Raw genomic sequence first — 9612 nt, forward strand, 5'->3', positions numbered from 1 at the left:
CGCGCCCCCCCCCTTCGCTGCCCCCCCCTCAACATCCGCCTCCCCCGTGACGGCCGCGGGGGTCCGGTTTGGGGCGATCCGGGACGCCGCATGTCCTGGTGGGGGCCGGTTACCCCGCCTCGGCCCGCGCGGGCTGCGGAGCCTTGACGCCCTTGCCGTCCTGCCCCGGCTTGACGTCCAGGCCCGCCTCCTTGCGCTGCTGCTCGGTGATCGGGGCGGGCGCGTCGGTGAGCGGGTCGACGCCGTTGCCGGTCTTCGGGAAGGCGATCACCTCACGGATCGAGTCCACGCCGGCCAGCAGCGCGGTGACCCGGTCCCAGCCGAAGGCGATGCCGCCGTGCGGGGGCGCGCCGTAGGCGAAGGCGTCCAGCAGGAAGCCGAACTGCTCCTGGGCCTCCTCGGGGCCGATGCCCATGACCTCGAACACCCGCTCCTGCACGTCGCGACGGTGGATGCGGATCGAGCCGCCGCCGATCTCGTTGCCGTTGCAGACGATGTCGTAGGCGTAGGCCAGCGCGGAGCCCGGATCGGTGTCGAAGGTGTCCAGCGACTCCGGCTTGGGCGAGGTGAAGGCATGGTGCACGGCGGTCCAGGCCGAGTGACCCAGCGCAACGTCGCCGCCGGCGGCGGCGTCCTCGGCGGGCTCGAACAGCGGCGCGTCCACGATCCACACGAACGCCCACGCGTCCTCGTCGATCAGGCCGACCTTGCGCGCGATCTCCACCCGGGCCGCGCCGAGCAGCGCGCGCTGCGCCTTGGCCGGACCCGCGGCGAAGAACACACAGTCACCCGGCTCGGCGCCGACATGCTTGGCCAGGCCGTCGCGCTCGGCGTCGGACAGGTTCTTGGCGACCGGGCCACCGAGCGTGCCGTCCTCGTTGACCAGCACGTACGCCAGGCCCTTGGCGCCGCGCTGCTTGGCCCACTCCTGCCAGGCGTCGAGCTGACGCCGCGGCTGACTCGCACCGCCAGGCATGACGACCGCGCCCACATAGGGCGCCTGGAACACCCGGAACGGGGTGTCGGCGAAGAACTCGGTGCACTCGGTGATCTCCACACCGAAGCGCAGGTCGGGCTTGTCGGTGCCGAAGCGGCGCATCGCCTCGGCGTAGGTCATGTGCGGGATCGGCGTGGGGATCTCGTAGCCGACCAGCTTCCACAGCGCCGAGAGGATCTCCTCGGCCAGCAGGATCACGTCCTCCTGGCGCACGAAACTCATCTCGATGTCGAGCTGGGTGAACTCGGGCTGCCGGTCGGCGCGGAAGTCCTCGTCGCGGTAGCAGCGCGCGATCTGGAAGTAACGTTCGATGCCGCCCACCATGAGCAGCTGCTTGAACAGCTGCGGGCTCTGCGGCAGCGCGTAGAAGCTGCCAGGCTGCAGGCGGGCGGGGACGAGGAAGTCGCGCGCGCCCTCCGGGGTGGAGCGGGTCAGCGTCGGGGTCTCGACCTCGACGAACTCGTGACGGGCCAGCACCTCGCGGGCGGCGGCGTTGACCTTCGAACGCAGCCGGATGGCGTGTGCGGGGCCCTCGCGGCGCAGATCGAGGTAACGGTGCTTGAGGCGGGCCTCCTCGCCGGGCTGCTCGTCGAGCTGGAACGGCAGTGGCGCGCTCTCGTTGAGCACCTCGAGCTCGGAGACGTTGACCTCGATCCGGCCGGTCGGCAGCTCGGGGTTCTCGTTGCCGTCCGGCCGCTGCTCGACCACGCCGGTGACCCGCACGCAGTACTCGGCGCGCAGGCGGTGGGCCTGCTCGGCGGCGGCGCCTTCGCGGAACACGACCTGGGAGACCCCCGACGCGTCGCGCAGATCGATGAAGATCACGCCACCGTGGTCGCGCCGGCGGGCCACCCATCCAGAGAGGGTGACGGTCTGACCGGCATGTTCGCTTCGCAGCGAACCAGCCAAGTGGGTGCGCAGCACGGGAATCCTTTCGACGAGGGTGTTCGCACCGGCGCGACGAAAGACCAGGTGCGGTTGCCATCGTAGTGAGACACATCCGCCGAGTGGAAACCGATATCGGCTCACGGCGTGGAAAGCTAGGAGCGAACCGGCCGCGACCGGCTCCGCAGCACCCGCCCGCCCGTGCGGGCCGAACCACAGAAAGCGACGACGATGACCTTCAACGAGGGGATGCAGATCGACCCGAACCGGGCGCGCTCCGGTGGCGGTGTGGGCCGGGGCGGCACGATCGCGCTCGGCGGCGGAGCGGGCGGTCTGATCCTGCTCGTGATCGCGCTGCTCTTCGGCGGCGGCGATCCCGGCTCGCTGCTCGGCCAGCTCACCGGCGGCGAGGAGTCCGGTCAGTCCCAGCCCGGCCTCGAGGGCACCCCCGACCACTGCAAGACCGGCGCCGACGCCAACAGGTACGCCGACTGCCGGGTGGTGCTCACCGCGCAGAGCCTGGACGCGGTGTGGTCGGAGGAACTGCCCAAGCAGACCGGCGTGCGCTATGAGGAGCCCGGCCTCCGCCTGTTCACCAACGCCGTGTCCACCGGTTGCGGTAACGCGACCAGCGCGGTGGGCCCGTTCTACTGCCCCGCCGACCAGACCGCCTACTTCGATGTCGCCTTCTTCCAGGAGCTGGTCACCCAGTTCGGCTCCAGCGGCGGCCCGCTGGCCCAGGAGTACGTGGTGGCCCACGAGGTCGGCCACCACATCCAGAACCAGCTCGGCGACCTCGGGCGGTCCCAGCGCGACCCGCGCGGCCCGGAGTCCGGCGCCGTGCGCACCGAGTTGCAGGCCGACTGCTACGCGGGCATCTGGGCCTACTACGCCGACAAGTCCCCCGCCCCCGGCGGCAGCGAGCCGTTCCTGAAGCCGCTGTCGGACACCGACATCCGCGACGCCCTCTCGGCCGCCTCGGCCGTCGGCGACGACCGCATCCAGCAGTCCACCCAGGGGCAGGTGAACCCGGAGGCCTGGACCCACGGTTCCTCCGAGCAGCGCCAGAAATGGTTCCTGTCCGGCTACCGCACCGGCCGGGTCGACGCCTGCGACACCTACGGGGCGAACGATCTGAACAACCCGCCCGCCCTGCGCTGACCCGTCCGGCTGTAACGCCTCGCGCGCCGAGGCGGAAACAGTGTCAGGACACACGGTGTGACGGTTCCCACCCGGGCGCCGTCACACTGTCATGATCTACGCCGTCGCCGCACCGTGCGGCCCCCGCAGTGTCGCGGGTACCCCTTTCCATCGATGAGGACGTGACATGCGAACGATCGCGTCGGCGCTGCTGGCCGCGACCATGACCCTGGGCAGCCTGTGCGGGGTCGCGACCGCCGAGCCCGCAAGGGACACCACCGATTTCGCCCTGATCTCGCTGACCACCATCCCCGGCGGCTGGACCTCGCGCACCGACCTGCGCGCCCAGCTCGAGGTCGACGCCGACGGCACCGCCGTCCACCGCCCCGATGTTCTCTCCTCCGACCGGCCCGCCGACACCGCGCCCCGCGAGGTGCTGGGCAGTATTCCCGCCGACGAACTGGACAAGGCGCTCGAACGCATCCGCGCGCTGCGCGAGACCGACTTCGGCGTGCCCACCGTCACCGACCACGGCATCCAGATCATCGACCTCATGCCGGAGGACCCGGCCGACGACGTGCACCTGATCCTCTACGCCCCCGAGGCCACCGAAGGGCTCACCGACGAGCAGCGCGCCGCCCGCGCCAAGTTCGACGAGGTCTTCGACGGCTTGATCGACGCCTTCGAGGAACAGAAGTAGCGTTCGCCGGTCCGCCGCCCGGTAGTCCGTTCAGTAGTCGTCGTCCGGCCGGAGCCGGTCCACCGCATGGTCGATCCAGCCCGCGAAGTGGCGCGTGAGATCGGCGGGCGTGACCGGCCGGACGGTGATGTTCGCGCCGCGTTCCTCCCCGTAGCGGCCGTCGCCGGAGATGTCGTACCACTGCAACAGCCGGGCCGGGGTCGAGCGTTTGTAGAGCGGACCGGTGAGCAACACCGCCGTGCCGCCACCGTCCGCCGTCCGCCCCAGCAGCCGCTGGTAGCGCTCGCGCGGGGAGTTGCGCGCGTTGTCCTGGGCGTAGCCGTCGCGGCGCGGAGCCAGATCGCCCGGATGGAAGACCTCCGGCCGCTGCCTGCCCGGCTCACAGGCCGGGATGGTCTGGGTCAGCCGGGCGGGCAGTTGCGCGGCATCGAAGGCGCGCAACCGGATCGGCCCGTGCTCCCGATCGGTCCCGTGCTGGGTCAGCACCACCGCGCGGTGCCCCGCCCGAGCGCCGAGCACCCGGTACTCGCGCAGATCGTCGCGACCGGTGCTGTTGCGGTGACGGCAACTGCCGCCGAGGATCTCGACCCTGATGTCCGAGGCGCTCAACGTGCGCAGGGCGGCCCGGATGTCGTCCCATTCGTCCGCCGAGTACCGCTGCCGCACCGCCACCCGGTGCGCCTGCGCCTCGTCGTTCAACGCGAACCGGCTGACGTGCCGCAGCGGACCGGGAATCCGGTCGTGGGCGTCCCCCAGCCACAACGCCGCGAAATAGTCGGTGTGCCAACTCCACAAAGCCATACCCGATCTCTCTCCCGGCAGGCCACACACAGCCGCCGTCCACCACACCACGACACGACCGTCCCGCTGCCGCCGCCACGACCACCACTACGCCGGATCGCCGCCGATGACCCCGCCCGGCAACGCTCGCGGCGCCTCCCCGAGCAACTCGTCGGTGTTCTCCTGTGTGATCAGGTAATCCGGCGTCGTGCGCGAACTCTCCTCGTCCTTCCCACCGCCCCGCGCTCCCGGCGCGCCCATACCAGCCATCCCGGCGCGCCCCGCACCACCCGAGGCGGCCGAGGTCGACGAGGAGCCCGCCGGCGAGGCAGGACTCACCACTCCCGCCCCCGGGACACTGCGTCCCGGCTGCGGCGTACTCGACCCGGGACTGCCCGGCGAGCCCGACCCGGGACTGCCCGGCGAGCCCGACCCGGGACTGCCGGGCGACCCCGAGCCCGGACTAGACGGAGTCGAACCGCTCGGCACCGTCTTGCTCGGATCGGACGGATTCGTCCCCGCCGGAGTCGTCCCCGCCGGCGTGGTGTTCGCCGGGTCCTGACTCGACGGCGTGCCCGAGGTGTCGCTCTGATCCTCCGACGAGTTCTCCGAACCCTCCGGCTGCCCCTCCTCCGGCTGCTCCCCCGCACCGGGCTCACCGCTGTCCGGCTCGCCCGCACCGGACCCGCCGTCGTTCCCGCCGCCCCCGCCACCGGGCCCCCCGCCACCGGTACCGTCGTCGATCACCCACTTGCCCCCCGGCGGCGGCGTGATGTCCGGCGAGGACGTGGGACTCACCGGCGTCGGCAACACCGGAATACTGCTGTCGATCGACTTGAACGGCTGCACGTAGTAGTCGCGCATGGCGTCACGGGCCGCCTGCTCCTCCTCCGACTGCTCACGCTGGAGATCCCAGCGGTTCGGGGGCCAGAGCCAGGACGTCCAGGTGATCACGACCGGGTCGGGGAGGGCGCTCTTCGTCTGCGAGATGGCCGAGGCGGCCTCCGTGACGCGCGTCGACAGCTCGTTGAGTACCGGCGTCAGCTCTTCGGCTTTGGTTACATAGTTCTTGATGCTCGCCTTGGATGCCTCCGCAGCGGCCCCCGACCATGCTTGATCCATCGAGGTCTGGATGCCTCGCGCGAAAGTCCGCAGACCTGTATCCCACAATTCACTGACTTGGTAGTACAGCTGAGCGTGGTTGTTGGCATCCGTAGGATCGAGCGGATCGAACGCCCCCACGATGTCTGGGTGCGACCAACTGGAAGGGTTTTCGCCGCCCCCAGGAATTGCCGGGGGCTCGTACCCGCTCACTGGGCGCTCCCCGGCAGCGGAAGTCCTGGCCAGAGCGACGTCGTCGACGAAGGCGCCGAGCCGTACAAGTCGCCGATCACGCCCGGCATGCGTCCCAAAGCCTCCAGTGCCTGCTCAGGGGTCCGCTCCGCAGGACCACGGTCCGGCAACGTCTCGTTCAGAGTGTTGAATTGGCTGGCAAACTCACTGTCGGTCTGCATGAGTCGCTCCCGTGCGATCCGAAAGAAGGACTGCACGTCCTCGACGATCTGGAGATGTTGCTCCATAACCTGCCAGACGCTGTTGTCTCCAGACTCTTTCGCTTTTTTCTTGAACCGATCGACCACAGTCTGCGCAGAGACCATCTCGCCGTTGCTCTCCCCGAGACCCCAGTGGCTCTGTTCCGAAATCCTGCTGGCGATCCGCTGAATCTGACGAATCGTGGTCTTGAAGTATTCGCAGTCTCGATCGATATAGATGAAATCCTCGGGCTTCATGGCGAACGAGACGCTTCCCTCGGACACCGCCGAAAGCATGTTGCTCAGCGGGCGCATTGATTCGCCTTCACTCATATGAGCGGCCTCCTCCCCTCTTCCACGCCGCGCTCAGGCGTGCGAAGGCACCGTCGGAACGATGGTTTCCGCCAACTCACGGACCAGATCGCAGGCATCCCTGTGACCGGTGTCCTTCGCAGTGGGAGAGTTCGTCAAGGCGAATTCGAGCCCTCCTCCAAGCATCGCAACCAGGAGAGTGCACGACGCCTTGGTCTCAACATCCGACTGCCGACTCGATATCGCTTCCCGGCCGGCAACCGTGAGCTTGCGCGTATCAGCAAAGTCTTTGGCTTCGACCATCTCCACCGTGATGTTGGTCGTCGTGATACCGACGGCATAGCCGTCGGGCTGAGCCCACATACAGCCACGCCACTTGATCCCACCCGATGCGTCGGAATCGGCGGGTATCTTCTGCCGCAGTTCCAGCGAATCGAGCAGGCTCTCAGGGATGTCGTCGCATGGACTGAACCCGGACGGCACGTCCGCAGCCACAGTGCCGGTGCCACTCGACGGCACCGCCTCGGGGTCTGTGCTGCCGTCCTCAGACGTTCCGCACCCCGCCAACGTCATCACGACGGCGACAACAGCAACCCCGGCCACCCGGCGACCAGATCGACGCGACATCCACACCCCACATTCGCCGAAACCGTTCGGACATCAACGGGGTGGACCGGCATCTCCTCCCCCTGCCGCACTGCCGTGATCCTACCGACGCACCGGTTCCGTTCCGCCGCTCGGCGGGACGAGGCCGGTCTCGCGGTGGGGAGGAGCACCCCCGCCGCGGGAACCGCGTCTCGTCAGAACTGGTCCTGCTCGTAGCTCGAGCTGAGCAGTTCGTCCGCGTGTGTCGCTCCGATGACCTCGGGCGTCGACTCGCCGAGCGGGCCGGTGAGATCGTCGTTGCCGGTGAGGCTGCGGTACGGGTCGACGTTGCGGCTGTGTTCGCTCTCGTCGTTCTGGCCGCGGCCCGCCGCGCCCGCGCCGCTGCCCATGAAGCCGCTGGTGCCGGCGGGGGTGGTGGAGGTGCCCGCGCCCGCTGGGACGGCGGAGGCGGGGACCGTGCCGAGCGAGCCGGCCCCGGGGAGGCTGGAGCCCGGCGCGCCTGTGCTCGGGCTGCCGGTGGTTGGGACGCCGGAGAACCCGCCACCGCCGCCGCCGGAACCACTCAGGCCGCCGCCGGGGCGGCCGAGAGAGCCGAGCAGGCCGCTGCTGGGGGTGCTGGCGGCGGAGGTGTTCAGCGATGACGCGGGGGTGGTCGAGGTGTTGAGGCCGGAGTTGCCGGTGAGCGGGTTGGTGCTCGCGGCCTGGGTGGCGAGGCTTTCGGCCTGCGAGAGCAGGGGTTCGCCGATGTTCTTCGCTGCCGCCTGCACGACCTCATCGGGGGCGGGCAGGCCACTTTCCCCGAGCAGCTGGCCGACGACGCCGTTGAGCTGGGCGGTCTTTCCGGCCAGATCGCCTCGGGTGGTGTTGACCACGGCCACGGCCTGGCCGAGGTGTTCGGTGGCGGTGGCGAGCAGGGTGGCCTGGCCGGGCGGGGTCAGGATCACCGGGGCCAGCGCGGTGGCCTGGGCGGCGAAGGTGCTGGCGATGCCGACGAGCTGGGCGTTGCCCTGCTGGACCACGGCGGCCGCGGCCTGGGTGAGCGCGGAGATGTCGAAGCCGCGCTGGCTGGCGTCCTGCCCCTGGGCGTTGGCCTCCTGACCGGCGATCTGCGCCTGCCGCGAGGATTCGCCCTCCCAGGACTGCTCGACGGTGGACATGCTGCCCTTGGCCATCTGCATGGCCATCTCGATCATCTGCGAGGACTGACTGAGGATGGCGGTCGGGTCGAGGGCGCCGAGCACGCCGGTGCCGAAACTCTGCAACAGCTCGAGGATCGGCTGGAAGAGCACATCGACGCCGGGCAGCGCCGGGATCTGCAGGCCCTGCATGAGCGCGCCGGCCGGATCGGCGGGCAGCGCGGGCAACTGCGGCAACTGGTGGGCGGCGGCCGAGGCGGCCTGGGTGGCCTGTGCGGCGAGGCCCTGCGCGGCCGCGCCCGCCTGGCCGAGCACACCCTGCACCGAGGCGTCGGCCTGTTGCAGGGCGTGGCTGATACCGGTGCTCTCCAGGAAGGCGTCCCCCCCGGCCCGCAGGCCGCCGAGGATGTCCTGCGGATCGGCAGACCCGCCGCCGAGGCCGGGCAGACCAGCGGGCACGGCGCCCGGGGCGCCCGCGTCGTCGGATTCCCTGCGGGACAGGATGAATTCGGGCGCCTCGATCGGCGGCAGGTCGGCGGGCAACTGGGGCAGCGGCAGGTCGATCAGCGCCTGATCGGCGGGGATCTCCACCGGCTCGGCGGGAGCCTGCGGCGCGGCGGCGGGCGCGGCCGATTCGGCGGGCACGGTGCCTGTCAGGGGCGAATCGGCCGGGGTGTAGTCGTTTCCGGCGGCGGGCGGCGCGGCGACCGGCTGGGCGGCGCCGATGACTCCGGTCTCGGTGACGTCGATGGGCTTCACGGCGGCCTCAGATCTCGCTCGCCTGCGCGTTCATCTGCGCGGCGTTGGTGTCGTCGGTCTCCTCGAACAGCGAGGCGGCCGAGAAGGCCTTCCAGGACAGATCGTTGTACTTGTTCGCCAGATCGTGGATGTCCCTGGCCTGCAGGACTTGCGCGGCCGCGAAACTGGCGAGGTAGTCGGCGCCGATGAGCCCGAAGACCGGCGTGAGCGCCGAGACCTGGCCGATCAGATCCATGTCGGCCGCCGCCTTGATCTGACCGGCGATTGTGGCGTGTTCGGTGGCGAACTGCCGGACCGCCGTGGGATCGACCGAGACTTCACTCATCGAGTGGCCCCCCATCCGTCGTGTTGTGCTGTGTCGCCGCAGCGGACGGCTCACGACGACTCGCGGGCCCGACCGCTTCGAACATTGCTGCTTGTCCCACCCCGAAGCGATCGCGCCGTCGCCGGCCGAAGCCGCTACGGTTCGCCCAATATAGCCGATGGTCACGACAGCATTCGAGCGCGCGGAGCGCCACCGTGGCGCGCGCGACGCTCGATCGGACCAGAAATAGAACGTGTTGCAAATTAGAACAAGTTCTATATTGTCGGTGCCATGAAGGTCGCAGTGACCGGCGCAGCCGGCTACCTAGGCACGAACTTGCTCCCGCTGCTCACCGCGCGCGGCGACGAGGTGATCGCCGTCGACCGGGTCCGTCCCCCCCCCGCGGCGCGGGCCCGGTGCCGGGGGGGCGGGGCGCGCGACGCGCCCGCCCCCCGCGACCC

General features: G+C 70.2%; 10 protein-coding genes. 3 read left to right on the plus strand and 7 right to left on the minus strand.

What is annotated here, in order from left to right:
• Positions 1–109: 109 nt before the first annotated feature.
• The gene (gene aspS, locus QH283_RS20980; protein ID WP_280504682.1) at positions 110–1921 is read right to left on the minus strand and encodes an aspartate--tRNA ligase; all 1812 of its coding nucleotides are present in this window, start codon (positions 1919–1921) and stop codon (positions 110–112) included.
• A 192-nt stretch (positions 1922–2113) separates the two neighbouring features.
• Here aspS and ypfJ point away from each other — a divergent pair, with 192 nt between their 5' ends.
• Both ypfJ and QH283_RS20990 read left to right on the plus strand, forming a co-directional pair.
• The gene (ypfJ, locus tag QH283_RS20985) at positions 2114–3043 is read left to right on the plus strand and encodes a KPN_02809 family neutral zinc metallopeptidase (RefSeq protein ID WP_280504683.1); all 930 of its coding nucleotides are present in this window, start codon (positions 2114–2116) and stop codon (positions 3041–3043) included.
• Between the two features lie 166 nt (positions 3044–3209).
• On the plus strand, positions 3210–3722 hold the full coding sequence (locus QH283_RS20990; RefSeq protein WP_280504684.1) for a hypothetical protein: 513 nt from the start codon (positions 3210–3212) through the stop codon (positions 3720–3722).
• 30 nt (positions 3723–3752) lie between these two features.
• Here the strand turns inward: QH283_RS20990 and QH283_RS20995 are convergent, their stop codons facing one another.
• The 6 genes from QH283_RS20995 to QH283_RS21020 form a co-directional block, all read right to left on the minus strand.
• Positions 3753–4523: an ESX secretion-associated protein EspG gene (locus tag QH283_RS20995; protein WP_280504685.1), complete on the minus strand. Its 771-nt coding sequence runs from the start codon at positions 4521–4523 to the stop codon at positions 3753–3755.
• Positions 4524–4610: 87 nt separating this feature from the next.
• The gene (locus QH283_RS21000; RefSeq protein ID WP_280504686.1) at positions 4611–5816 is read right to left on the minus strand and encodes a WXG100 family type VII secretion target; all 1206 of its coding nucleotides are present in this window, start codon (positions 5814–5816) and stop codon (positions 4611–4613) included.
• Entirely contained in the window at positions 5813–6367 is a 555-nt protein-coding gene (locus tag QH283_RS21005) for a hypothetical protein (protein WP_280504687.1), read from the minus strand. The genes QH283_RS21000 and QH283_RS21005 overlap by 4 nt, the downstream gene beginning before the upstream one ends.
• A gap of 33 nt (positions 6368–6400) precedes the next feature.
• Positions 6401–6949 carry a DUF3558 domain-containing protein gene (locus QH283_RS21010; RefSeq protein WP_280504688.1) on the minus strand — a complete coding sequence of 183 codons (549 nt, stop codon included), beginning with the start codon at positions 6947–6949 and terminating at the stop codon, positions 6401–6403.
• Positions 6950–7146: 197 nt separating this feature from the next.
• Positions 7147–8847 (minus strand): hypothetical protein, encoded by a 1701-nt coding sequence (locus QH283_RS21015; protein WP_280504689.1) that lies wholly within the window; start codon positions 8845–8847, stop codon positions 7147–7149.
• Between the two features lie 7 nt (positions 8848–8854).
• A complete protein-coding gene (locus QH283_RS21020) occupies positions 8855–9172 on the minus strand; it encodes an ESX-1 secretion-associated protein (RefSeq protein WP_280504690.1) in 318 nt (105 codons plus the stop codon).
• A 270-nt stretch (positions 9173–9442) separates the two neighbouring features.
• On the opposite strand from QH283_RS21020, the gene QH283_RS21025 reads away from it, so the two are divergent.
• The coding region (locus tag QH283_RS21025; protein ID WP_280504691.1) for an NAD-dependent epimerase/dehydratase family protein at positions 9443–9612 on the plus strand (170 nt) is incomplete at its 3' end.

It is taken from the genome of Nocardia farcinica (assembly GCF_029867845.1).
Classification (GTDB): Bacteria; Actinomycetota; Actinomycetes; order Mycobacteriales; family Mycobacteriaceae; genus Nocardia; species Nocardia farcinica_A.

Coding starts and splice junctions, on each gene's coding strand:
- ypfJ (WP_280504683.1), top strand. CDS start 2,114: ATGACCTTCAACGAGGGGATGCAGATCGACCCGAACCGGGCGCGCTCC.
- QH283_RS20990 (WP_280504684.1), top strand. CDS start 3,210: ATGCGAACGATCGCGTCGGCGCTGCTGGCCGCGACCATGACCCTGGGC.
- QH283_RS20995 (WP_280504685.1), bottom strand. CDS start 4,523: ATGGCTTTGTGGAGTTGGCACACCGACTATTTCGCGGCGTTGTGGCTG.
- QH283_RS21005 (WP_280504687.1), bottom strand. CDS start 6,367: ATGAGTGAAGGCGAATCAATGCGCCCGCTGAGCAACATGCTTTCGGCG.
- QH283_RS21020 (WP_280504690.1), bottom strand. CDS start 9,172: ATGAGTGAAGTCTCGGTCGATCCCACGGCGGTCCGGCAGTTCGCCACC.